This is a genomic window from Burkholderia sp. Bp9031, from assembly GCF_003857965.1.
Lineage (GTDB): Bacteria > Pseudomonadota > Gammaproteobacteria > Burkholderiales > Burkholderiaceae > Burkholderia > Burkholderia ambifaria_A.
In genome coordinates, this window is sequence record NZ_QTPW01000001.1 from 620,666 (window position 1) to 645,291 (window position 24,626).

Annotated in this window: 23 protein-coding genes; 12 read left to right on the forward strand and 11 right to left on the reverse strand. The window is 62.3% G+C overall.

From position 1 onward, the window contains the following. Positions 1 to 3 precede the first annotated feature (3 nt). The 4 genes from DIE15_RS02775 to DIE15_RS02790 all read right to left on the reverse strand — a co-directional run bounded on the left by DIE15_RS02775 (position 4) and on the right by DIE15_RS02790 (position 4,200). Entirely contained in the window at positions 4 to 933 is a 930-nt protein-coding gene (locus DIE15_RS02775) for an electron transfer flavoprotein subunit alpha/FixB family protein (RefSeq protein WP_124832363.1), read from the reverse strand. 61 nt (positions 934 to 994) lie between these two features. Continuing rightward, the gene (locus DIE15_RS02780) at positions 995 to 1,744 is read right to left on the reverse strand and encodes an electron transfer flavoprotein subunit beta/FixA family protein (RefSeq protein WP_124832304.1); all 750 of its coding nucleotides are present in this window, start codon (positions 1,742 to 1,744) and stop codon (positions 995 to 997) included. Positions 1,745 to 1,779: 35 nt separating this feature from the next. Then, positions 1,780 to 3,006, reverse strand: a complete 1,227-nt coding sequence (locus tag DIE15_RS02785; protein WP_124832305.1) for a CaiB/BaiF CoA-transferase family protein — start codon at positions 3,004 to 3,006, stop codon at positions 1,780 to 1,782. A 6-nt stretch (positions 3,007 to 3,012) separates the two neighbouring features. After that, positions 3,013 to 4,200, reverse strand: a complete 1,188-nt coding sequence (locus DIE15_RS02790; RefSeq protein ID WP_124832306.1) for an acyl-CoA dehydrogenase — start codon at positions 4,198 to 4,200, stop codon at positions 3,013 to 3,015. A 129-nt stretch (positions 4,201 to 4,329) separates the two neighbouring features. Here DIE15_RS02790 and DIE15_RS02795 point away from each other — a divergent pair, with 129 nt between their 5' ends. Continuing rightward, positions 4,330 to 5,247 (forward strand): LysR family transcriptional regulator, encoded by a 918-nt coding sequence (locus tag DIE15_RS02795; RefSeq protein WP_057929636.1) that lies wholly within the window; start codon positions 4,330 to 4,332, stop codon positions 5,245 to 5,247. Positions 5,248 to 5,300: 53 nt separating this feature from the next. Here DIE15_RS02795 and DIE15_RS02800 read toward each other — a convergent pair whose 3' ends face one another. Further along, entirely contained in the window at positions 5,301 to 6,458 is a 1,158-nt protein-coding gene (locus DIE15_RS02800; protein WP_124832364.1) for a porin, read from the reverse strand. A gap of 432 nt (positions 6,459 to 6,890) precedes the next feature. Between DIE15_RS02800 and DIE15_RS02805 the strand changes: the two genes are divergently transcribed. Both DIE15_RS02805 and DIE15_RS02810 read left to right on the forward strand, forming a co-directional pair. After that, positions 6,891 to 7,853, forward strand: a complete 963-nt coding sequence (locus DIE15_RS02805; RefSeq protein WP_124832307.1) for a C-terminal binding protein — start codon at positions 6,891 to 6,893, stop codon at positions 7,851 to 7,853. Then, positions 7,850 to 8,911 (forward strand): phosphotransferase family protein, encoded by a 1,062-nt coding sequence (locus DIE15_RS02810; RefSeq protein WP_260428165.1) that lies wholly within the window; start codon positions 7,850 to 7,852, stop codon positions 8,909 to 8,911. Before DIE15_RS02805 ends, DIE15_RS02810 begins: the two co-directional genes overlap by 4 nt. Positions 8,912 to 9,371: 460 nt before the next feature. On the opposite strand, the gene DIE15_RS02815 is transcribed toward DIE15_RS02810, so the two are convergent. After that, entirely contained in the window at positions 9,372 to 10,175 is an 804-nt protein-coding gene (locus DIE15_RS02815) for a fumarylacetoacetate hydrolase family protein (RefSeq protein WP_124832308.1), read from the reverse strand. Between the two features lie 142 nt (positions 10,176 to 10,317). Here DIE15_RS02815 and DIE15_RS02820 point away from each other — a divergent pair, with 142 nt between their 5' ends. The 6 genes from DIE15_RS02820 (at position 10,318) to DIE15_RS02845 (ending at position 15,830) form a co-directional block, all read left to right on the forward strand. After that, positions 10,318 to 11,019: a cupin domain-containing protein gene (locus DIE15_RS02820; protein ID WP_260428166.1), complete on the forward strand. Its 702-nt coding sequence runs from the start codon at positions 10,318 to 10,320 to the stop codon at positions 11,017 to 11,019. Between the two features lie 52 nt (positions 11,020 to 11,071). Further along, the gene (gene eno / locus DIE15_RS02825; protein ID WP_124832309.1) at positions 11,072 to 12,370 is read left to right on the forward strand and encodes a phosphopyruvate hydratase; all 1,299 of its coding nucleotides are present in this window, start codon (positions 11,072 to 11,074) and stop codon (positions 12,368 to 12,370) included. A gap of 9 nt (positions 12,371 to 12,379) precedes the next feature. Continuing rightward, a complete protein-coding gene (locus tag DIE15_RS02830) occupies positions 12,380 to 13,447 on the forward strand; it encodes a VOC family protein (RefSeq protein ID WP_260428167.1) in 1,068 nt (355 codons plus the stop codon). 17 nt (positions 13,448 to 13,464) lie between these two features. Next, a complete protein-coding gene (locus DIE15_RS02835) occupies positions 13,465 to 13,998 on the forward strand; it encodes a carboxymuconolactone decarboxylase family protein (RefSeq protein WP_124832310.1) in 534 nt (177 codons plus the stop codon). A gap of 146 nt (positions 13,999 to 14,144) precedes the next feature. Beyond that, entirely contained in the window at positions 14,145 to 15,269 is a 1,125-nt protein-coding gene (locus DIE15_RS02840) for an alcohol dehydrogenase catalytic domain-containing protein (RefSeq protein WP_260428168.1), read from the forward strand. A gap of 288 nt (positions 15,270 to 15,557) precedes the next feature. Then, a complete protein-coding gene (locus DIE15_RS02845; protein ID WP_057929645.1) occupies positions 15,558 to 15,830 on the forward strand; it encodes a DUF4148 domain-containing protein in 273 nt (90 codons plus the stop codon). A gap of 105 nt (positions 15,831 to 15,935) precedes the next feature. Here DIE15_RS02845 and DIE15_RS02850 read toward each other — a convergent pair whose 3' ends face one another. After that, positions 15,936 to 16,874 carry a LysR family transcriptional regulator gene (locus tag DIE15_RS02850; protein ID WP_124832311.1) on the reverse strand — a complete coding sequence of 313 codons (939 nt, stop codon included), beginning with the start codon at positions 16,872 to 16,874 and terminating at the stop codon, positions 15,936 to 15,938. Positions 16,875 to 16,985: 111 nt separating this feature from the next. Between DIE15_RS02850 and DIE15_RS38105 the strand changes: the two genes are divergently transcribed. From DIE15_RS38105 to DIE15_RS02860, 3 genes are all read left to right on the forward strand, one after another. Then, positions 16,986 to 17,264 carry a hypothetical protein gene (locus DIE15_RS38105; protein ID WP_409364286.1) on the forward strand — a complete coding sequence of 93 codons (279 nt, stop codon included), beginning with the start codon at positions 16,986 to 16,988 and terminating at the stop codon, positions 17,262 to 17,264. After that, entirely contained in the window at positions 17,257 to 17,460 is a 204-nt protein-coding gene (locus tag DIE15_RS38110) for a hypothetical protein (RefSeq protein ID WP_409364287.1), read from the forward strand. The genes DIE15_RS38105 and DIE15_RS38110 overlap by 8 nt, the downstream gene beginning before the upstream one ends. Before the next feature lie 699 nt (positions 17,461 to 18,159). Next, positions 18,160 to 19,101, forward strand: coding sequence for a LysR family transcriptional regulator (locus DIE15_RS02860; RefSeq protein ID WP_124832312.1), 942 nt, complete (start codon positions 18,160 to 18,162; stop codon positions 19,099 to 19,101). 218 nt (positions 19,102 to 19,319) lie between these two features. On the opposite strand, the gene istB is transcribed toward DIE15_RS02860, so the two are convergent. From istB to DIE15_RS02885, 4 genes are all read right to left on the reverse strand, one after another. Continuing rightward, positions 19,320 to 20,111 (reverse strand): IS21-like element helper ATPase IstB, encoded by a 792-nt coding sequence (gene istB, locus DIE15_RS02865; RefSeq protein WP_124832313.1) that lies wholly within the window; start codon positions 20,109 to 20,111, stop codon positions 19,320 to 19,322. A 9-nt stretch (positions 20,112 to 20,120) separates the two neighbouring features. Beyond that, positions 20,121 to 21,644: an IS21 family transposase gene (istA, locus tag DIE15_RS02870; RefSeq protein WP_221624154.1), complete on the reverse strand. Its 1,524-nt coding sequence runs from the start codon at positions 21,642 to 21,644 to the stop codon at positions 20,121 to 20,123. A 1,053-nt stretch (positions 21,645 to 22,697) separates the two neighbouring features. Then, positions 22,698 to 23,237: an SRPBCC domain-containing protein gene (locus DIE15_RS02880; RefSeq protein ID WP_221624155.1), complete on the reverse strand. Its 540-nt coding sequence runs from the start codon at positions 23,235 to 23,237 to the stop codon at positions 22,698 to 22,700. Positions 23,238 to 23,628: 391 nt separating this feature from the next. Then, entirely contained in the window at positions 23,629 to 24,495 is an 867-nt protein-coding gene (locus tag DIE15_RS02885) for an alpha/beta fold hydrolase (protein ID WP_221624157.1), read from the reverse strand. Positions 24,496 to 24,626: the final 131 nt, after the last annotated feature.

Genomic DNA, 24,626 nt, shown 5'->3' on the forward strand with positions numbered 1-24,626 from the left:
GCGTTACCCCAACTCCGCCGCAAGCTGCGGCACGAGATCGAACAGGTCGCCGACGAGCCCGTAATCGGCGATCGAGAATATGGGCGCCTCGGCATCCTTGTTGATTGCCAGGATCACTTTCGAATCCTTCATGCCGGCCAGGTGCTGAATGGCGCCGGAAATGCCGACGGCGACGTACAGTTGCGGGGCGACGATCTTGCCGGTCTGACCGACCTGCCAATCGTTGGGCGCGAACCCCGCGTCGACAGCGGCACGCGACGCGCCGAGTGCAGCGTCGAGCTTGTCCGCCAGGGGCTCGAGAATGCGGAAATTGTCGGCCGAGCCCAGCCCGCGCCCGCCGGCGACGACGATCCGTGCGCCTGTCAGCTCCGGACGATCCGATCGGACAACTTCCCGCGACACGAAGCGAGTGAGACCGAAATCGTCGACCGGCGCAACGCACTCGATCGTCGCCGAGCCGGCGCCGCCGGCGGCGTCGAAGGCAGTCGTGCGCACGGTGATCACCTTCACGTGATCGACGGACTGTACGGTGGCCAGCACATTGCCAGCATAGACCGGGCGCTCGAACGTATCGTGCGAAACGACGCGCACGATGTCCGAGACCTGCCCGACATCGAGCTTCGCGGCCACGCGCGGCGCGATGTTCCTGCCATACGCGGTCGCCGGCAGAAGGATGTGCGAATAGCCGTCGGCCAGCGCGAGCGCCTGCTCGGCGATATTTTCAGCGAGACCTTCGGCGAGGTGCTGCGCGTTTGCCACGTATACGTGCGAAACACCGTCAATGCGTGCGGCGCAATCCGCCGCGCCCGCGCAGTCATGCCCCGCGACGAGGACGTGGACTTCGGCGGCACATTCGACGGCGGCCGTGATCGTGTTGAGTGTGCTGCTTTTGATGCTTTCGTTGTCGTGTTCTGCAATGACGAGCGCTGGCATAGTGAGTCTCGTAGCGGAGTGAATATGGATCGCCAACCGGTAAATCGGATACGCGACCGCGTCAGATGATCCTTGCTTCGTCCCGCAGATGCGCGACAAGTGCTTTCGCGTCGGACACCCGAATGCCTGGACGACGCTCGGGCGGCGGCGCGACCTTCAGCGTGCGGACGCGCGGTGCAATGTCCACGCCGAGCTCTGTCGGGCCGACGGTATCGAGCGGTTTCTTCTTGGCCTTCATGATGTTGGGCAACGTGACGTAACGCGGCTCGTTCAGACGGAGGTCCACCGTGACGACCGCCGGCAGGTCGAGCGCCAGCACCTGCGATCCGCCGTCGACCTCACGCGTGACCTCGACCGTGTCCCCGCTCACCAGGAGCTTCGATGCGAACGTCGCCTGGGGCCATCCGAGCATCGCCGCAAGCATCTGGCCCGTCTGATTGCAATCGCCGTCGATCGCCTGCTTGCCGAGGAGGACGAGCCGCGGCTGCTCGCGGTCGACCAGCGCCTTCAGAAGCTTCGCAACCGCAAGCGGCTGCAGCTCGGCGTCGGTCTCGACGAGCGTGCCGCGATCCGCACCGAGCGCCATCGCCGTGCGCAACGTCTCCTGGCACAACCGGGAGCCGCACGATACCGCGATGACTTCAGCGACCTTGCCTGCCTCCTTGAGGCGCACGGCTTCCTCCACGGCGATCTCGTCGAACGGATTCATCGACATCTTGACGTTGTCGGTTTCGACGCCGGAGCCGTCGGACTTCACGCGCACCGTCACGTTGTGGTCGACGACGCGCTTGACCGGGACCAATACCTTCATCTTCGCTTCCTTTTCCGTCTATCGATGCGCGTTGCTCATACGACACGCGCTGAACGCAGATCCGCGACCTGCGACTCGTTCAGGTCGAGCCAATCCTGTAGCACCTTGCCCGTGTGCTCGCCGAGGGTCGGCGGCGGCTGGCGGTATTGAACGGGCGTTTCGGACATCCGGATCGGATTGGCCACGAGCGGCACATCTTCCGCGATCGGATGCGACATTTCTATACGCACGCCGCGTGCCTTCACGTGCGGATCGGCGAACACTTCATCGAGGCGGTTGATCGGCCCGCACGGTACCCCGCGCGCTTCCATCACGGCGACCCATTCGGCCGTGGACCGGCCGACCGTGAGCGCTCGAATCGACGCAATCAGTTCGTTCCGGTGCTCGACTCGCGCGGGGTTGGTCGAAAACCGCGGATCATCGGCCCAGGCCGGCTGCGCGAGCGCGGCGCACAGGCTGCGGAATTGCCCATCGTTGCCCACGGCGATGATCATGTAGCCATCCGCCGTCGGAAAATCCTGATACGGGACGATGTTGGGGTGCGCGTTCCCCATGCGTCGCGGCGGGACGCCGCCGATTAGATAGTTCGCGGCCTGGTTGGCGAGACACGCGATCTGCACGTCGAGCAGCGCGAGATCGATGTATTGTCCCCGCCCCGTGCGCTCGCGATGCGCGAATGCCGCAAGGACAGCCACGCTCGCATAGAGTCCCGTCATCACATCGGTCAATGCGACACCCACCTTCAGCGGACCTTCGCCTTCGGTGCCGTCGGCACGGCCGGTCAGGCTCATCAGCCCGCCCATGCCCTGGATCAGGAAGTCGTAGCCGGCACGCTGGGCGTAAGGCCCCGTTTGGCCAAAGCCGGTAATCGAGCAATAGATGAGCCTGCTGTTCACCGACGCGAGACTGTCGTAGTCGAGACCGTACTGCTTCAGTCCGCCGACCTTGAAGTTCTCGAGCACGATATCCGCCTTGCTCGCAAGCGCCTTCACCAGACGCTGCCCTTCGGGATTCGTCAGGTCGATCGTGACCGAGCGCTTGTTGCGATTCGCGCTCAGATAGTAGGCGGACTCTCCATCTTCCGAACCGAGCCAGGGCGGCCCCCATGCGCGCGTGTCGTCGCCCATGCCCGGCCGCTCGACCTTGACGACATCGGCGCCGAGATCCGCCAGCAACTGGCCGGCCCACGGACCTGCCAGCACACGCGAGAGGTCCAGAACGCGCACACCGTCGAGCGCGCCTTGTCGAATCGTCTCTGCCATATCCGATCAGAACGCCGCAATGCCGGTCATCGCACGACCGAGGATCAGCGCATGAATGTCGTGCGTGCCTTCGTAGGTGTTGACGACTTCGAGGTTCACGAGATGCCGTGCGATGCCGAATTCGTCGCTGATGCCGTTACCGCCGAGCATGTCGCGTGCCGTTCTCGCGATGTCGAGCGCCTTGCCGCACGAATTGCGCTTCATGATCGACGTAATTTCGACTGCGGCCGACCCCTCGTCCTTCATGCGACCGAGGCGCAGACACCCTTGCAGGCCGAGCACAATCTCGGTCTGCATGTCGGCCAGCTTCTTCTGGATCAACTGATTGGCCGCCAGCGGTTTGCCGAACTGCCGACGATCGAGCACGTACTGACGCGCGCGATGCCAGCAATCTTCCGCGGCGCCCAGCGCCCCCCACGCGATGCCGTAGCGCGCGCTGTTCAGGCAGGTGAAAGGCCCCTTCAGGCCGCGGACGTCCGGGAAGGCGTTCTCGTCGGGGCAAAACACGTCGTCCATCACGATCTCGCCCGTGATCGACGCGCGCAGACCGACCTTGCCGTGAATGGCCGGCGCCGACAGTCCTTTCCAGCCCTTCTCGAGCACGAATCCGCGAATGGCGCCTTCGTCGTCTTTCGCCCAGACGACGAATACGTCGGCGATCGGACTGTTCGTGATCCACATCTTGCTGCCTGTCAGGCGATACCCGCCGTCGACCTTTTTCGCGCGCGTCACCATGCTACCGGGATCCGAGCCATGGTCGGGCTCCGTGAGGCCAAAGCAGCCGATCCATTCGCCGCTCGCCAGCTTCGGCAGGTATTGTTGCCGGGTCGCTTCCGTGCCGAACGCGTGGATCGGCACCATCACCAGCGACGACTGCACACTCATCATCGACCGATAGCCGGAATCGACGCGCTCGACTTCGCGCGCCACGAGTCCGTAGGACACCGCATTGAGCCCCGCGCCGCCGTATGCTTCGGGAATCGTGACGCCAAGCAGCCCGAGTTCACCCATCTCGCGGAAAATCGCCGCGTCGGTATGCTCGCGCCGAAACGCGTCGAGTACACGCGGTGCCAGCCTATCCTGGCTGTATGCGCGGGCCGATTCGCGCACCATGCGCTCTTCGTCGCTCAGTTGCCGATCGAGCAGCAACGGATCGTCCCACTGAAATACCGGTGAATTGTGATTTGAGCTCATTGGTTTCTCGCGATAACAGGAGGCATGGGTGCAATTTATCCCCATGTTTTCCGCATAACAAACGATTTGTTCTCATCCACTTGTGCAAAAATCTCACTCATCAATCGCCAAAGACAAACGAGTCCGATCATGCGCAGAAAGATTCCGTCGACCGTCGCACTCTCCGCGTTCGAGGCGGCGGCGCGACATCAGAGCTTCACCAAGGCCGCCGACGAACTGGCGGTCACGCAGGGCGCCGTATGCCGCCAGATCGGTGCACTCGAGGATTTTCTCGGCGTGAAACTCTTCCGTCGCGATCGACGTGGCGTCGCATTGACGGAAGCAGGCATGCACTACAGCCGGAAAGTCGCATTGAGGCTCGACGAGGTCGAACGCGACACGCTGGATCTCATGGCGAAAGGCGGGCAGGCGGCCACGCTCGAACTGGCCGTGGTCCCCACGTTCGCGACGAAGTGGTTGCTGCCCCGCCTGCCGCTGTTCGCCGGCGCACAGCCGGACGTTACCGTGAATCTCACGGCGCGCACGCGGCCGTTTCTGTTCGACGAGACCCAATTCGACGCGGCAATTCATGCCGGCCCCGCGGCATGGCCTGGTACGGAAGGAATTTTCCTGATGCACGAGAGCCTGATTGCCGTATGCAGCCCCGCACTGATCGCGCCGCGCGCGACCGTCACGCGGGGCGACTGGAAGCGCTATCCGCTCCTGCAGCAAAGTACGCGTCCCTACGCATGGCGCGACTGGTTCGCGTCACGCGATATGCACGTCGAAGGCGACATGGCGGGCCCGCGATTCGAATTATTCTCGATGCTCGCCGAGGCGGCCGTCCATGGCATGGGTATCGCGTTGATTCCACGTCTTCTCGTGGAGGACGAGCTACGCCGCGGCACGCTGATTCAGGCGTCGAAACACGAGTTGCCGAGTGGCCGGTCGTACTTTCTCATCTGTCCGGCGCAGAAGGCGGACAATGGCGCGCTTTCGATCTTTCGCGACTGGATCGAAACGCAGGCGAGGCAATACGCTCAAGCGGCGGGCCCCGTTCAGGGTTGAACGGCGCCGCGCGCCGGAACGGCGTGGCGGCGCAAGCGCAGGCGCTCTGTCCGTCAGAACTTGACGCGCAATCCCGCGCTGGTGAGGAATTGATGGTTCGTCGTCGACGGGCCTCCGCTGCCGCCGATGAAGGCACCGTTGAAGACCGTACCGGCAACGCCACTGACGGTCTGGTACTCCGCCATCAAGTAAAGATCCGTACGCTTGGAAAGCGAATACGATGTCATGATGTTGACCTGATTCCACCTCGGTCTGGCGCGGACCGACGCGTTCGAGTACGAACCGAGCGTGAACGTATACGACGCCGCGACGAGCCACGCCGGCGTGATCAGGTATCGAACGTTTGCCTCGAAGTTGTCGAAGCGCAGGTCAGTCGGCGAGCCGGTCGAAGCAGGCGCAAACGAGCTTCCTCGGTTCACGGCGGTGGCGCCGGCGAGACGTGATTCACTCCACACCAGGCCGAGCGTGGCCGCGCCCCATACGTAGCTCGCGCCTACTCCCCATACTCGCTGACGCACGGCATGAAACGTGGCGTCGCCCGAGCTAGACGAACCGTCGAGCGCACCGGCCGCGCCGTCGCCAGGATGGTCGATCTGCATGAACGCGGCACTGATCGTCAGCGGGTCGATGCTGTAGGTGGCGCCGACACTGAATGCCCGGTTGTCGGTAAATCCACCCGCCGTGTTGGAGAACGCGTAGAGGGCGCCGAACTTCAGCCCTTTGTAATCGATGCTGCTGTACTTGACCGCATTGTCGAGCCGAAAGAAATCGCCGAAGTTGTCGTTATCCATCGGATGAACGAACTCGAGGCCGCCGACGAAACTTTGCGCAAGACTGCGCGGCGCGAGATAGTCGACAACGGAATCGTATTGCCGTCCGAGCGTCACGGTCCCGTATGGCGGGCTCGAAAGCCCGACGTAGGCCTGCCGGCCGAACATGCGCCCACCCTGCTGAAACGTGCCGTTCGTCCCCGTGAAGCCGTTCTCCAGCCGAAATACGGCCTGGAGCCCGCCGCCAAGATCCTCGGTGCCGAGCACGCCCCATCGATTGCCGACGATATTGCCCGACGACGCGAACACGTTGCTGTGCCCGCGCTGGTTGTTCACATACGAAACGCCGTTGTCGATCAGCCCGTACAGCGTGACCGAACTCTGCGCGTGAGCGGCCGTGCTTAGGCAGCCACCGATCGCAAGGGCGAGATACTTGTTCATCCCAGTGTCTCCAATCTCTCTTGACGTCTTCACGTTGTCGTGGCGTGGCTGGATGTTCTGACATGCCGATGCATTCCGACCGGAGTTCTCGATCGCATCGCTGCCCAACCGCACCACGCACCAAAGTGCTATCGTTAGCACTGATGGCAGTCTAGAAACAGAATCTGATGAACCCAATTGGGGTTTTCGGCAATCCGAGTTTCTGGGATTTTCCTTACAGGCAAGTGCTATATGCATCTCAACCCCGGGAATCCACCCTACTTGAGATCGCGAAATCGTTATGCTAACGTTCGTGCAACGTTGCACAATTGACGTTGAGGCTAACCAACCGGCCCGCCGCCTCACCCGAGCTCGCCGAACGCGCAACACGGGGCGGAACGGCCACATCCGGCCGACGCCGGTCACACCATCGCATTCGAGGTCGACGCACACATGAACGACACGGTCTTTCTCACCGACTATGCCTGGCCCGACGACGACGTCGAGCGGGAAATCGTGGAATCAGCTGGCATGCGGCTGATCAGCGGCCCGGCAACGCCATTGCCCACGGCCGAAATCGAAGCGCTCGTGCGCGAGCATCGTCCGCACGGCATCCTCACTTGCTGGGCGCCCGTGTCCGCGGCAGCGATCAAGGCCGCACCGGCGCTGAAGATCGTCGCGAGGCTAGGCGTTGGGCTGGACAACATTGCAGTTGGCGTGGCGACGGCACAGGGCGTCGTCGTGACCAACGTGCCCGATTACTGCGTGGAGGAAGTCTCCGATCACGCGGTCGGCTTCGCGCTCGCCTGGACGCGCGGCCTCGTGCAGTTCGATCGCGAAGTACGAGCCGGGTGCTGGATCCCGGCCGATGCCAGGCTGCGCCGCCTCGCGTCGCTCACTTGCGGCCTCATCGGCTTTGGTCGCATCGGGCGTGCGACGGCGCGCAAGCTCGGCGTGTTCGGCTGCAAGCTGCTCGTTTGCGACCCACATTTGCAGGACGGCGCGCAAGGCGTAGAGCCCGCCACGCTCGAGCGATTGCTCGCGCAAAGCGATATCGTGATCGTGCATGCGCCACTTACCGACGGCACGCGGCATCTGATCAACCGCGAGCGTATTGCGCTGATGCGACCGGGAAGCCTGCTCGTCAACGTGAGCCGCGGCCCGATCGTCGATACCGATGCCGTCGTCGACGCACTGCAGTGTGGCCACCTTGGAGCGGCGGCGCTCGACGTGCTCGAATCGGAGCCAGCCGTTCCGGCCACCTTGCTCGCGCAGCGAAGCGTCATGCTCACGCCCCACGTCGCATTCTCATCGGATGCATCACTGCTTGAACTTCGCCGGCGTGCCGCCGAAGAAGTGGTTCGTGTGTTGCGTGGCGAACCGCCCCGGCATCCGTGCAATATCCGCCAACCATGAATTCCAATCCTCCCGAAATGGCCACGCCGCTCATGCCCGATCCGCAAGAGAGTCCCGACCCGCGGCTCGACCGCTTCCTCGTCGATCACGCGCTCGCGCAGCCGAACGAAACTGCTCGGTGGTCCGCACTGACAGGAGGCGTTTCGTCTGATATATGGCGGGTCGATCTGCCGGGACGATCGCTTTGCGTGAAACGCGCGCTGGCGAAACTGAAGGTGACTGCCGACTGGCAAGCTCCCGTGTCGCGCAACGCGTTCGAATGGGAATGGATGCAGTTCGCGTCGCAACATTGCCCGGACAATGTTCCCCGGCCTCTCGCACACGATGCCGAACTGGGTGTGTTTGCAATGTCATTCCTCGCACCGGACGAGCACCCTGTCTGGAAGCAGCAGTTGATGAGCGGCGAAGTCGTCCCGGAAACGGCCGGTGCAGTCGGCCGCCTTCTCGGCCGCCTGCATGCGAAAAGCGCCGCCGACGGCAGCCACCTTTCCGGTCTGTTCGATTCGGGCGACAATTTTCACGCGTTGCGGCTGGACCCTTACCTGCTCGCCACTGCAAAGCGTCATCCTCGACACGCCGAACGTCTGCAGCACCTCGCGCGACGAACCGCCAGCGTCAAGGCCGCGCTCGTGCACGGCGACGTGAGCCCCAAGAACATTCTCGTCGGCCCCAGGGGGCCCGTGCTACTCGACGCGGAATGCGCGTGGTTCGGCGATCCGGCGTTCGATCTGGCCTTCTGCCTGAACCATCTTCTGCTCAAATGCATCGCGCGGCCAGACAAGGCGGTAAGCCTCATCGCGTGCTTCAAGGCATTGACCGAGGCGTACTTCGACGAGGCCGACTGGGAGTTGCGATCATCGCTCGAGGCGCGCACGGCCGAACTATTGCCGGCGCTGCTGCTCGCTCGAGTCGACGGCAAATCGCCGGTGGAATACCTGACCGACGAGCAAGCGCGAAATGGGGTGCGCGCGGTCGCGACGGGCCTGCTCGATCGTCCTGTCGATTACCTTAGCCTCATATCCGCTGCATGGGCGCGAGGAATCGGACTCGAATCGTGAGCGCTACAGCGCAAGTCATCCGGTAATCGCATTGATCTGCCGGTCCGCGCCGCGATGCGGGCCGCGACAACAGTCCATCGTCGAGCGCGTGCTCGGCGATTCGGCCATCTGCATATCCAATGGAGACCCGTACGGCGCAAGTCCCTGCGTGCGTCAACCACGATTTCAGCGGAAATACGTGGACGAGCCGATGACGCGGACGCGCAATCGACACATGGCCACCGGCGCATTGTCGAACGCACCGAAGCGGCGTTTTGTAGGATGCACGCCCAGGCTGGCGCGCTCGCGCAGCTGGGCGGATCATTCCGGCTCTCGAATACCCAGTCGATTCCGCCTGTCACCGATCGCAAGCTGGCACGCACCTCGAGAACGGTTCACTCATCTGTTTCGTATGAACACCTGGGCCCACGCGTCGCAACGCCCGCGCGGTCCTGCGTGGACGTCGCGCGCGACGCGCGATTCACTGGCGTGGTGCGCCGGGACGATCCTCGGCAATCACGTCGTTGCGCAATATGCCGATTCCGGGAATTTCGACTTCGACTGCGTCGCCGACCTTGAGCGGCCCCACGCCGGCGGGCGTGCCCGTCATGATCAGGTCACCCGGAAGCAACGTCATGTACCGGCTCAAATAGGCGATGAGATAAGGCACGGGAAACAACAGATCCGCCGTGTTCCCGTTTTGCCTGACTTCGCCGTTCACGCGTGTAATGACCTGCAGATTCGACGGATCGATATCCGTGACGATGACCGGTCCGATCGGCGCAAAAGTATCGTAGCCCTTGCCCGCGAGCAGACAGCCGAACGCGCTTTCGCGGCGCTGCAAGACCCTGTCGCTGACGTCGTTGCCACACGTGTAGCCAAGCACATGGTCGAGCGCGTCCGCCTTGGACACATGCCGCGCGCGCGAACCGATCACGACGACCAGTTCACCTTCGAAATGGACGTTCTCCCCATCCGCGGGATAGACGATCGATTCCCCGGGGCCGATCACGGATGTGCTGGGCTTCATGAAAAGCACCGGCAGATCGGGGACCGGTTTGCCGACCTCGTTCGAATGCGCCCTGTAGTTGTAGCCGAGACCGAACACACGGGGTTCGGGCACGGGCGTCAGGATTCGAACGGCGTCGAGCCGATCGGTTTCGCCGCTGCGGCGCAGGCCGGCGAACGGCGTGTTCGCGAGGCGTGCGATGGTTCTGCCGTCTTCCACCACCCCGTAGTAGATGCTTCCATCGAGCAAATATCTGACGATACGTTCGGATGACACGGTTGGCACTCCTTTTTTGGCGTCATAATTGCTAACGTTAGCAATGCCATGCTAAGCCGTCAAGCACGTGCTTGAGCGATCGAAGACAACGGTCAATATCCGAATTTACGCGTAATCCACGCTTGACAAGCACAATCGGGTTTTGCCAAAATTTTTGCTAACGTTAGCACCAAAAGAATGTCGCCTGACTCGGCCCAACGAAGCGTGCGAAGAGGCTCGCGAAAAGGCGTCTCAGGCACACACCCTCACCTTTCAACGGAGAACGACCGTGGAACCCGAAACTTTCTCTGACGGTGTACCACAGGCTATCCGCCGGGTCGTCACGGGCACCGACGATCACGGCGCCTCGATCGTCGCGCTCGACGTGATGCCTCCGCGCACCGATGCGTTTCAGCACATCCCCGGCATGATCTCGCGCCTGGTATGGGCAACGGCCCCGGCGCCCGCCGTGCCGTTCGACGGCACGGATCCGACCCCGTCCGTCGCGAGCATCGTGCCCGAGCCGTCCGGCACGCGCTTCCTCGTCGTGACCTTTCCGCCCGATAGCGTCTATTTCTCGCCGGAGTTCGATGTCGGCGCGGCAGTCGCGGAAAACCTCGCCATCAGTCCCGGGCTGGCCGAACTGTTCGAAGCCGACGGCATGCATGCGACGCCGACTGTCGACTACGGCATCGTGCTCGACGGTGAAATCTGGCTCGAACTCGACAACGGCTGCGCCGAGCTGCTGCGCAGGCACGACGTCGTCGTGCAAAACGGCACCCGCCATGCGTGGCGAAACAAGAGCGATCGGCCCGCCACGCTCGCTTTCATTCTGATCGGCGCGCACCAGCGCGACCGACGTTGAGCGCCGCGCCCTGCAGGCATGGCAAGACTTGAACGAAGCAACCGGAACTCTCATGACCGATACGACAATCGAACATCTGCGTGCTCGCCGCGTGTGGGACTCGCGCGGCCGGCCTACCGTGGAAGCCGAGGTGACGCTCAAAGGCGGCGCGACCGGGCGCGCCATCGCACCTGCCGGCGCGTCCACCGGCACGGGTGAGGCACTCGACCTGCGCGACGGCGGCAGCGCATTCGGCGGCCTGGACGTCACACAGCCGATCGCCCAGATCAATGGCGACATCGCGTCGACGCTGCGTGGCATGGATGCCCGCGAGCAATCGCGAATCGACCAGCGGCTGATCGATCTCGACGGCACGCCGAACCGCAGCAGACTGGGCGGCAACGCGATCGTCGCGACATCGATGGCGATCCTGCATGCCGCCGCGGCGGCAAGTGGCCTGCCGCTCTGGCGTTATCTGGCCGGAGATCGGCAAACCGTTCGCACGCCACTGCCCGAGATACAGATTTTCGGTGGCGGCGCGCATGCGTCGCGCCGCGTGGACGTGCAGGACTTCATGGTCATGTGCCCTGCCGCAAGCAGCTTCGGCGAAGCGCTCGAATGGACCGCCGAGGTCTATCTTGCCGCCGGCTCACTGATGAAGCAGGCTGGCAAACTGCAGGGGGTGGCCGACGAAGGCGGTTACTGGCCGGCCTTCGACAGCAATGAAGAGGCGCTCGACATGCTTGTGGCGGCCATCGACAAAACGGGTCTGCGCGCCGGGGACCAGGTCGGCATCTCGCTCGATATCGCGGCTTCCGATTTCGGCAGCAATGGCCGATATACGCTTGCGCTCGATGGTCGCGAGCTCGATACCGACGGCATGATCAACATGCTCGGTCGATGGCTCGATACCTATCCGATCCTCTCGATCGAGGATCCGCTTGCCGAAGACGATGCCACGGGCTTTTGCGAGTTCACCCAACGCTACGGTACCCGCTGCCAGGTCATTGGCGACGACTTTCTCGTGACGAATGCGGCGCGCGTCGCGCTGGCCGCATCGCAACGCGCGGTCAACGCCGTCCTGATCAAGCCGAACCAGGCCGGCACCGTCACCGAGACCCATGCCGCGCTCATCGCAGGCCAATCGGCCGGCTTCGGGACCATCGTTTCGGCACGCTCGGGAGAAACCGAAGACGTCACCATTGCGCACCTGAGCGTTGGCTGGGACGCCGGACAACTCAAGGTCGGCTCGTTCTCCCGCTCGGAGCGGATGGCGAAGTGGAACGAGGTGCTGCGCATCGAAGAAGCGCTGGGACGCGACGCACAATTCAGCGGCTGGTCCGCGCTCCCGATCCGCGATCGCCCGAACTGAAACACTGAATTGAATCGCATTAGAACCAGACAGACAGCTTGCCTGCACATTCATCATCAGGAGGTCATCATGTTGCCTGAAGTCAATCATCGGCCGCCGTTCAACATCACGCGCGCCAGTCATATCGTACTCAATGTCGCCGACCTGGCGAAAAGCCGCGCATTCTATGTCGACATCGTCGGTCTCGTCGTAACCGAGGAAGGCGACGGCATCTGCTATCTGCGCGGACTGTCCGAGGCGTGTCACCACAGCCTGGTGCTCGTGCAATCGAATGAGGCATCCACATGCAAACGGATCGGGTTTCGCGTGTTCCTGGAGGAGGACCTCGACGACGCCTACGCTTTCTTCAAGGCCGAGGGCCTGCCGTCCGAATGGGTGGACGCTCCGTTCCAGGGAAGGACGTTGCACGTGTCGGATCCGTTCGGAACGAAGATCGAGCTGTGCGCCCAGATGCAGACGCGGCCGCGCCTGTATCTCGAGCGCGACAAGTTCAAGGGCGCTCATGCACAGCGGCTGGATCATTTCCAGATCTTCTCGCCCGATACCTACGCGTCGTGTGCGTTCTACAGCAGGCTGGGATTCCGCAATTCGGAATACCTCGCGCACGGCGAACGCCTCCTTGGCGCCTTCATGTACCGCAAAGGCACCTGCCTCGATCTCGCCATCGTCGAAAACGACGGCCCCTGCATGCATCATTTCGCATACATCGTTCCCGAGTCGCACGACATCTTCACCGCGTGCGACCTTGCGGGGATCTACGGCTATGCGCATGAAGTAGAGCGCGGCCCCGGCCGCCATGGCCCGGGCGGCATGCTTTTCGTCTACCTGCGTGACCCCGACGGCCATCGCGTCGAATTGTGCGACGGCCACTATCAGACGATCGATATCGAGATCGAACCCGTCCGGTGGGACGCGGGCTCGCTCAATACGAGCGTGCGCTGGGGCATGCCGGCGTCGCACCGCTGGTACTTTGAGGCATCGAAATTCGAGGGCGCGGCACTCGTCGAGACACGCAACAAGCCTAACCCCGAGACACTCGAGCGTTATGTGCAAAAAGCGCTTGCGGCCCAACATTGAACAAGGATCACGTACCCATGGCACGCGTCAAATACCTCCAGCGCTCCGATCTCGCGGGCATCGACGACACGCTCTTCGACAGGCTCGAACGTGAACGCAAAGTCCCCACCGCGAACATTTTCCGGGCGCTTGCGAACGCTCCGGCGATTCTGCAGGAATTTCTCTCGTATGCAAACGCGATCCGCGCATCGTCGATCAGCCCCAAGTTGCGCGAACTCGCGATCCTGACCGTCGGACACTGCGCGGGATCGGAGTACGAGATTGCCCATCATCAATCGCATGGGCTGAAAGCCGGTATCAGCGAGGCGCAGCTCGAGGCCATTCCCGATTTCGAAGCGTCACCGCTTTTCGATGACGAGGAACGCGCGGTGATGGCCGTGGCAAAGGAATGCACGTTGAAGGTCAACGTGAGCGACGCCGTCTGGCGAAATGTCGCTGCGTTCCTGAACGAGCGCCAGCTGGTCGAACTGGCGCTGAACATTGCCTGGTACAACTCGGGCGTGCGCATCATGGGCGCCCTTGCGATCGAACTGGAGGAGAGCTACCGCTGATTTTGCCCGACTGCTTGACAGGTCGATAACACGTTGAACGTATATGCGCGCGGGGCGATCTCAACACGCTCAGACTGCATCCGCACGATGCCGCGCGCGTCCGCCGGCGCCATATTGCACACGAAAGCCACGCGGAAAAAATTCACATGGAAGAGGACACTATGGAAAGAACGATGGTTGCCGCACGGCTGCATGCTCTCGGCACGCCGATGACACTCGACACCATTCCCGTTCCCAAGCCGAGACCGACCGACGTGCTCGTCCGGGTCAAGGCTTGCGGCATCGTGCCGAACATGGCCAACGTGATCAACAACTGGCCCATCTGGTTCCCACATCAGCCACTGCCGAAGTTTCCCGCGATTTTCGGCCTCGATCCTGCCGGCATCGTCGAGGAAGTCGGCGAGGCTGTCATCAACGTCAAGCCGGGCGATCGGGTCTACGTGAGCCCGCTGCGCTCGTGCGGTTCCTGCAAGGCATGCCGCGCCGGCCGACGCAGCGAGTGTCGCTATTACACGCTCAACGGCTACTTCAGTACGAGCCGGGACGGACAGCGCATCTTCGACCTTTACCCCTATGGCGGTTTCAGCGAGTACATGACCGCGCCCGAGTATGCGATCGTCAACATTCCCGATAACCTGAGTTTCGAGCAGGCCGGGCGGTTCGGCTATCTGGGCACGTCGTATGGTGCATTGAAAAATGCCGGTGCCGGCCCCGGGCAGGTTGCGTTGATCGATGGCGTGACGGGCACACTCGGTGTCGCCGCGACGGTGCTCGGGCTTGCGATGGGACTGACACGCATTCTTGGGACCGGGCGCGATCAGCGCCTGCTTGAACGCGTCAAGGCGCTCGCGCCCGAGCGCATTGAAGTCATGCGTCTCGGGGAAGGGTCAGTCGGCGATTGGGCGAAGTCGCTGACTGGCGGAGAAGGGGCCGATTTCGTGATCAGCGCGCTTGGCGCGAAGGCCCCTGCGGCCACGATGATCGATTCGATGAAGGGCGTGCGACGGGGCGGGAAGATCGTCAACGTCGGCGGCGTCGCGGAGGACCTGCCGATCGACGTGAAATGGCTGATGGACGAGCAGGTCCATCTGATTGGCTCGAACTGGTTCACGACCGCGCAAGGTCAGGAAATGGCCGATATGGTCCAGACCGGGGCCATCGATCTGTCATACCTCGAGCATCGCCGTTTCCCGCTTTCACGTGTCAATGAAGCGATCTCCGGATTGAAGGATCGTGAAGGAGGGTTCAGCAATTACGTCGTGATTCCTTGATTCCAACTGGATCGGCGTGCGTCCGTAGCAGTGGCGCATGTCCTTCCTGATTTTCGTTGTGTCGCCTTGGGCCAGCCGTCGCGCTGGCCCGTTCATTTGGGCTTGTCGAGCACGATGAAGCACCGGCGGCCTGCTTTTGCTCCCGCTGGGAATTGCAGTCGCGAAAGACAACGGTGAATTCCACCTCCTAAGTATTTACCCCGATCGACGGTCTCTCTACACTGCTCTCATGCGTTGCGGCAATCTCGCCGCGGCTGGCATGGATGACAAGCCTTGAGGACCAACAATATGAAATCGACGATCGGAATCGTGGTGATGATCGGCGCGCTCGGCGCACCGGCCATTTCGTTTGCCCAAACGGATGGGCCCGTCACGCGCGCGCAAGTCAAGGCTGAACTCGCCCGCCTCGAACAGGCGGGATACAATCCGACGGGCAGCGGCACCGACTATCCAGTCGGCATGCGGGCCGCCGAGGCGCAGCTCGCACGCCACGGCACAGACCATTCGGCGCCGGGCTATGGTGGCCAACGCGAAGGCACGTCGGAATCGGGAACGCGATGATGTCAATCAAGGCCGGGCGGGATGCGCAGGTCGATAGTCGCGGTCACGTATGCACGAGTTGCAAACGACAATGAGCGATCGCATCGCGCCGCCGGTACATGCGAATCACGCGTCGTACAGATTCGCCAGCGCGCGCTTGTCTGCATCAAACCGCGTCGGCAGATCTTCGCGAAGGAACTCGATCCACGCGCGAATCTTCGCATCGAGAAACTGCCGCGATGGATAGAGTGCATAGACGTTGACCGGCTGGACTTCATAATCCCGCATCACCCTCACTAGCGCACCCGAGGCCAAACCAGGCAGGGCGACGGCCCACGGCAGGATCGCGATGCCTAGACCGCTCCGTACCGCAGGCTCCAGTGCCTCGACAACGTTGACAGCAAAGCGCGCAGCACCGATGTCGACGGCATACGGCGTTCCCGTGCCGGCAAACACCCATTTGTCCACCGGGAAAACGGGTGTCGTCAATTGCAGGCATTGATGCGCATTCAACTCGCACGGCTGCCCGGGTTCGCCGTGAGCCGCCAGATAATCCGGCGATGCGCAAATGATCCCGGAGATGCTGCCGAGCAGCACGCTGACCAGACCGGAATCAGGCAGCTCCGGAGCAAGGACGATCGAAGCATCGTAGCCCTCCTCCAGCACGTTGGGCACCGCGCTCGACAGCGTCAGCTCGACGCTCAGCAGCGGGAACTGTTGCTGGTACTTCAAGACCGCCGGGACGACGAGGTGATGTCCGAAGCTCGAAAGCGCATGCACCCGCAAGCGTCCGGACGGACGCTGCATCGCCGAGCCCGCCTCCGTTTCCGCTTCGTCGATGCTCGCAAGAATCGCCCGGCAGCGACGCAAGTACCGCTCGCCCGCCTCCGTGAGCACCACGTTTCTCGTCGTTCTATTCAGGAGGCGCGTGCCGAGGTGACTCTCGAGATGTGACACGGCACGGGAGATGACCGGAGTCGCCAAGTTCAGCTTGCGTGCGGTAGACGCAAAACCACCTTCGATTGCGACTCGCGCGAAGATGCGCATGCATTGGAGCGTATCCATAGGCTTCCGCCTTGCAGGTCCGAATAATGTATTAACGTGTGGCTAGTCACCGGTCACACTCGAAAAATTCGCCCATTACGACCGAATGCTAACGTTAGCATATCGATCGACATGGGATCCGTCAATACTTGCCAAACCATGTCGAAGCTCGGGATGGCGACCGCGCGCGGCCAGCACACCGCGCGGCTCGCGTGCCGACGACAACCGCTGCGCCCTTGCCTTGATTACCGGCGCTTCATCGAGGGCCGCAAGCGCAAGCCGCAGGCCTTCAAGGGACTCGCGTTTCGCGACGAACTGTTTCCGCGTGAGGCCTATCGCCGGACGTGGGAACAGCTTGAGGCACGGTTAACGCCGCGCGATGCGTGCCGGACGATGGTCGGTCTTGCTTGAGCTTGCCGCGCTCAATGGCGTCGAAGCCGTGCTGGCCGCACGCCTCAACGCATTGCTAGTGGACGGCGGGTTGCCGGATCTCAAGGCGTTGCGCGAGGAATTTACGCCGCGCCAGGTCGACTGCCCGGTGGTCAATGTCGAGATTCCGCCTGCAAGCTGCTATGACGCGCTGCTGGGCAAGCAGGTGGCAGCATGAATACGCCCGCTTACGATGCCGGCCGTCTGGCCCTGATGTCCTCGCGCGCGTCTTTCATCAGGGTCCGGGCTATTGGCCCAACATGACCGGTTGTAGTACCGCAGTCCTTCACCGTCTCACACGACGTCGGCAAGGCAGCAAGTAGCAATAAAAACCACGTCGGGCGCTTGCGTTTAACGGGGAAGCCCTTGTAGTCGTCAACTCAGGCAGCCAACTACAACCACCGCTCGTACTGGCCCGCCAGGTAAGACTCCCACGATCGCAGAGTGCGCACTACCCACGATCCTACCCACATTTGCTCCAGCGGCACTCTATTATCGGCGGCAATGCGTTGTCGGCAAAGGGGCTCCGAGCAAATTTCCGACAAGATGCCCCCAAAGTTATTCCCGTTGGCCCGGCTACGTTCAGAACTCTCCCTACACGCCGCCACGATTTACTGAACAATGTAGACACGTAGGAGCGCGCGGCCGCAAATGGCCCAACGCCTCTCTCTCCGGCGAGAGTGTTAATTATGTAAAGTGAAACATATGCCCGCGCCCGTGCCTTCCGCTTTCGACCATGCAATGGCATTGCCGAAACAATTGTCATGGCTGGCCCAATCACTGGCGCCTGCGCTAGCGTCCCTCAAACTTACATGCGGACAAAGATCGAGACGCGTACCGGAAAGCCACGTTAGTATTCGACTTTTTCCCGATAACTATGCGTGATATCAGGAATCTCGATCTCAATTTACTCAAGGCGCTGGACGCCTTGTTGGACGAGCGCAACGTGACGCGTGCTGCTGCCAGAATGGGGGTCACGCAGCCGGCAATGAGCGGGATGTTGACGCGCTTACGTGACACCTTTGGAGATCCACTGTTCGTCCGGGCTCAGCGCGGCATCACGCCCACGCAAAGGGCATTGGGACTATCAAAGGCTCTTAAGCAAGTCATGAACGAGGTCGGAGCTTTGCTGAGCCCTCCAGACTTCGACCCACAGACTGCGGAATTTACGCTGACGATCGCGGCAACTGATTACGCGCAAAGCGCGATCGCGGTCCCCTTCCTTTCAGCACTAAAAGAGCGTTCTCGACGTATCCGCGTTGCGCTAGTGCCGGTTGAAGGTGGTGACCTACAGACGCGACTCGAACGTGGCGAGGTAGACCTTGCTTTGATCACGCCGGAAATGACGCCACCCGATCTCCACGCGCGCCGGCTTTTTGAGGAACGATACGTCTGCGTGATGCGTACCGACCACCCGGCAACTCGATCCAGGCTGACACTCAACCGCTTCTGTGCGCTCGACCACGCGATTGTGTCCTACTACGGCGGGAGTTTCAGCGGCGTCACCGATGACGCGCTTGCCAAGTGCGGCAGGCAGCGCCGCGTCAGCCTATCGGTAAAAAATTTCCTGGTTCTGCCGAACATCCTTCGCGCCAGCAATCTAGTCGCAGTCGCGCCCGAGCGCCTCGTCGCTAGCGAAGCTGGGCTGACGCTGCTAGAGCCGCCGTTGGAAATTCCGGGATTTACCAAACTCGCTGTTTGGCATGAACGTAGCCACCGCGACCCCGCACAAAAGTGGCTGCGCGAGCTGATGTTTGAGACGTGTCATGACGACACGACAAAGCCGCCGCGCAAACGAGCCACCAACAGGAACACTTGATGTACCTAGTCGGACCAGCATCTGCGTATCTGTTGATCACGAGCCGGCCTGCGCGTCGGTTCTGCCCGATTTGATGAGCGATCTTGATCTCACATCTACGGAGTGCTGCTATCGCGCGTAGCGGCGATCGTTGTGTCACGGATCGGCGTAATGGAGCCGGGGAAGATCGGCGTAAAGGCGCCAGTTGGAAGGGTCCGGAAACGCAGTTTCGAACGGCGTCAAGAATGCTGGTTTTTGGCCCGTTTTTCAACGCCTAAAACGGGCGATTCCGGCATGTTTTTGGGCACGCGGAAACTGTCGCCGTCGAGGATGATGCGGTAGGCGCCGTGACGGAGCCGGTCGAGGGTCGCGGCGCCGAGCATGCGGTTGGCGGGGAAGGCATCGCCCCACTCGGTGAAGTCGAGGTTGCTGGTCAGGATCATGGCGCCTCGGCGCTCGTAGCGCTCGGCGACGAGATCGTGGAAGGCCTCGTCGTGCGGAGCGGCAATGGGCTTGAGCGCGAAGTCGTCGACGATGATGAGCGGCACGCGAACCAGTTGCTGCAGACGCCGCTCGTAGTTGCCCACGGCCCGCGCGGCGTGCAGGGTGTTGAGCAGCTTGGTCTGGGTGAGGAACAGGACGTCGTGGCCCTGCCGGGCAGCGCAGTGGCCGAGCGCCTGGGCCAGATGCGACTTGCCGACGCCGGTGGGCCCGGCGATCAGCACGTTGGCGTTCTCCTGCAGATAGCGCCCGGTCGCGAGATCCTGGATGAGGGCGCGGTTGAGTTTGGGCAAGCGGTCGAAGTCGAACGATTCGAGCGTCTTGCCGGGCCGGAAGCTGGCGCGCGCGAGGCGTGTCGTGAGTTTGCGGTTATCGCGCCGGGCGATCTCGTCCTGGATCAGCAGGGCCAGGAACTCGGTGTAGGCGAGCTTGCCGTCGATGGCTTGGCGGTTGCGTTGCTCGAGCGAGTCGAGGATGCCGGACAGGCGCAGTTGTTTGAGCATCGGGCTCAGTTCGGGAATCGGATTCATGGTGGGGTCTCAGTGGCTCATCATGGAAGGCAGGTCGCGGCAGAAGCGGCCGCCGGTGGCATAGGTGTCGGCGAGGTCGATCAGTGCGGGCTGGGCGGCCTCGGCGAGTTGATCGAGGCCCTTGTCGAGAATCGTCTTGATGGTCCGGTAGCGTGGGCTGCTGAAGGCCATCGCGCGCTGGCAGGCGGCCTCCAGCCGGGCGACGCCGACCTTCGATTCGAGCCGCAGGATGCCTTGCGCGCCGCGCAGGTTGACCAGCACCTGATCGTTGAACAGGGCGAGGATCACGGCATGGCAGGCGGGGCCGATGCGCCGGGCCTCGGCCAGACACCACTGCGGATCGTGCATCTGCCAGGCCTGGGCTTCGGGCGGCAGGTGATCGCGCACGGTCGAGCGCGCGCCGGCGCGATGCAGCCGCGGATGCGTGGCGACCAGCTCATGCTCGCGGAACACCTGCACGCAGGTGTCGGTCGCCTTGAGCCAGAGGGTCTGGCCGACCAGCCTGCACGGCACCGAGTACATGGCGCGGCGGAACTGCACATGGCAGTCGCGATGCACGACGAGCTTGACCCATTCGGCCAGAACGGGCGGCACGTCGGGCAAGGCCGCCAGCAAGGGCCGCTCGAGTGCGAAGCGTGCCAGCGGCTGCTCGCGCGTGGTGCCGTGGATGCGGTTGCCGGCCTCGCTCATGATCCATTCGTGCAACTGGCGGTTGGCGTCGGCGAGATCGCGGAACGTGCGCAGCGGCAGGAAGGACTTCTTGATGTACTTGACGCCCGACTCGACGATGCCCTTCTTCTGCGGATCGTGCGGCGGGCAAGGGTCGATCCGGAAGCCGTAGCCTTCGGCCAGTTCGGCGTACGAGCGCTGGACCTCGGGGTCGTACAGGCAGGCCCGGGTGATCGCGCACTTGGCGTTGTCGATCACGATGCGGGCCGGCCGCCCGCCCCACCAGTTGAAGGCGCGGCGATGGCAGGCGAGCCAGGTCGACACGGTCTGGTCGAGAATCAGTTCGGCATACTGATGACGTGACCAGCATAGCGTGGCGACGAAGAACCAGGTCTTGATCGGGTTGCCGGCGGGATCGAGCAGTGTCGGCCCGGCGCCGAAGTCGACCTGGGCGGCATCGGCCGGTGCGAAGTCCAGCACGGTGGTGGCCCGCACGCCGCGTTCGAGAGTCAGCGCCTGGAGGAAGCGCCGGACGGCCGAGTAGCTGCCGGTATAGCCGTGATTGCGCTTGAGCGCGCTATGGATCGTAGTGCCCTGGATGTCGGCGTGGAACCACTGCGTGATCAGCTCGCGAAACGGCTCCAGCGTCGAGACGCAGGTGCTCGGCAGGTGTGGATGGCGGCCGAACATGCTGGCCAGCACGGTGTCGTCAGGGAGGGGGCGGGCGGCGTCGAGCCAGTCATGCTGGAGGGCAGTCTGGCGAACCGTCGCCAGCTTCTTGCGGCCCATCAGCCCGGTGCGGGCGATGTCGCGGTCGGAATCGCCCTGGCGCATGCGCACGAGGGCTTGTCGGTACTCAAACACTTCGAACCTCCGGTTACTCACGGCCCCTCCAGGCAAAAGCCCGAAGGGTAACCAGTTGATGGAAGTTCGAAACGCGTTCCCGTTACGGCGTGGGTGGCGCCATTACGCCGATCATCGGGTGGCGCCTTTACGGCGATCCTGACGTGGCGCCATTATGGCGATCATCTGCTGGCTCCTTTACGCCGATCCTGAGCTGGCTCCATAGCGGCGATCATTGACACGTTGGAACCGCGCTCAACTCCTTAGCTCAAATTGCCGGAAATCTAAAGGGCGCAGCGCCCAAGCTGCGCTCCTCTCCGACTAAGAATAACGTTCACCGCGAGTCAAGACCACTAAGATATTCCGGCAGTCAAAAGACATTGCGAAGTCCCACCGCAACGCCAGTCTGGTTGTCACGCCCCAGGAAGTCCGCCGTCGCCCCCGTCGGGCGCGTGCAGTCAACCGCGCCGTACACCGCTGTCCGCTTAGAAGGCGAGTATTCCGCAAGCAGAGCAGCAGAGTACGAGTTCCGTGTCCGGACGTTGCACCGTAAAGAGTGGACATGCGGCGAACAGCCGAGGCGGGTCTCTTTCGATGAATGAGCATGTGCGCGTCAGGTCCAACTTGCGTGCGAGTTCGCCGCGCAACAAAATTCCGCTTGTCGGGGATGCGAGACATTACCGTTCCATCGCAGGAGGAATCGGGATCAAACCGATTCTTTCCATGATCCGATGGTGCCAGTCGTATTAGAGGATCTGGTCACTGCTGTATTGCACACGGGGTGGGACACTCACTGCGTTCTATGAGAGATTGACAGAATCTGGTGACTCGGTTTGGCTTCACTTTGACGACGAGTCCGGTGGCGCGCTTCCGACTTGGTGCGTGAGCTGGCCGATCGCGATGCTGGAGCGACGCAGATCACCAAGACTACGTGTTGTCAGAAGAGGAACACCGCGCCCAGTCATCGCTAACGATCTGTGTTTCTCGTGCTCGGACCCGCACCCGCACGCTAGGGCTATAGCACGGTAGCTCAGCGCACGGCAGCGCCCTTGCACGTTGCCGCGCGTGGAGCGCTTACGGCTTCCTTCCTTTCGCCTTGCGCGCCGCTGCAACGATGCCGTCGAGCCAGTCCTGATGACCGTTGATCATCGGGTTCGGCTTCGTGTCGCGCAACTGCAGTGCCGGCTTGCCCTTCTGCGTCTCCTGAGTCAGGATTCGTACGCGCTCGCCGTCAAGGTCTTCCACCAGCCATGCGTGGTGCACGTCTAGACGGACGTCGGAGCCTACGTCGCCGGCCCAACCATGCCATGCTATCCGGCCGGGCTGCCCAGCGGTGGGCGGTACATATTCGTTGCATTGAGCTTCAACAGGGAAGCCAAACGTTTCGAAGTAGAAGCGGTCACCGTCGGCTAGTTCCGGGCCCTTGCCGTCGTAGATGCGCACGTTAGCCGAATTCGTGTAATAGGTGGGCCACAGAGAAGGCGTGCTGAGCAAAGGCCAAACGTCAGCGGCGCAGAGGCCGGCAACAATGGTCTCGTTGGAGGCAAAGTTCTCGGTATGGCCTGGCACGTAGTCTTCAGGCCAGATAATGGCGTTCATTTTCAATGATGACATTCCTGATTCGGTGTAGTGGTGAAATCATGACGTCGGCCAAGAAATAAATCCAATGCTGTATTTTTATGAATCATATCACGCAGGCTGATACCAGTAAGTGCGCACCGGAAGGGAGCAGGATGGTCGCAGACATCGCAAACCGGCCAATTGAAAGTCACCAGATTCGTCTCTGATATCACCGCTCGCCTTCGCTTCGAATCAACCGATCGCTTTTGGGTTCGTCTGCAGGTTGCGTGGCCTTGCGCGCCTGCAGCGACGAGATCTCGCCTGCGGCGCCAACCATAGATGCAATAAAGTACAGCGAAGCACGGCCCCTTTGTTTCTCCTGCCGCATCGTGAGCCATGCGGCAGGAGAAAACGTACACAAAAGTGGCATGCCGGATAATGACCATTACGGGGCAAGAAACTCGATGACCATCCGGTTGAATTTTTCTGCGTGCTCCCATTGCGCCCAGTGCCCGCAGCGGCTGAAGATGTGAAACTCAGCGTTCTGCATTCCCCACACGAGCCTCAGGCCAACATCGAGTGGCACAAAGCGATCATCGCGTCCCCAAATCACCAGGGCCGGCGCCGATATCTCACCGAGGCGCGGACCGTAGTCGGTGAACTGCTTCGGATTCGCTGCGAGACTCTTCACGAAGTTCTCCAGATGGTCGCGACGCGCAAGAATGTTCTCGAGACGCGCCTGCATCAACTCGTCGGTCAGGCTCGTCGCGTCGTACACGAAGATGTTCAGCATCTGCTTCAGGTTGTCTAGCGTCGGCTCGCGGTACACCTTTTGCAGCAGTTTGATACCTTCGGTCGGCATAGGCACGAATTGACTGGGTCCTCCTGTTCCGCCGCCCATCAGTACAAGCTTGTCGACCTGCTGTGGAAACAGCAGTGCGAATGCGACAGCGCTATGCCCACCCATCGAGTTGCCGACGATGTTCACGCGCTCGATGTCGAGCGCGTCGAGCAGCGCCTTCAGCGAACGCGCGTTGAGCTCCGAGCGCGAACCCGTGTTGACGATCGCGTCGCTCTTGCTCCAGCCCGGGCAGTCGAGCAACACGACGCGATAGCCTGCGTCGACGAACGCGCCGACGTTGCGATGGAAGTTCGCCCAGCCGCTCGCACCGGGCCCCGAGCCATGCAGCATCATGACCGTCTCGCGGCCCTGCCCCGCGTCGTTGTAGTGCAGCTTCAGGTCGTGCTCGCCCACCTTCACCTGCACGAAACGACTCGTGCTCTCTTCCGTCAATGTGTGTGCCTGCTGCATCATGTCGTCCCTCGTTCGTTCATGCGTCGATCATGCGGATGCGCGCCTACACATCCGCATCTGAAATCGCGAAGCGGCGCGACCGGCCCGTTTCGCCTGCCGAAACTGCTATTCCATCGCTTCCTCCGCTG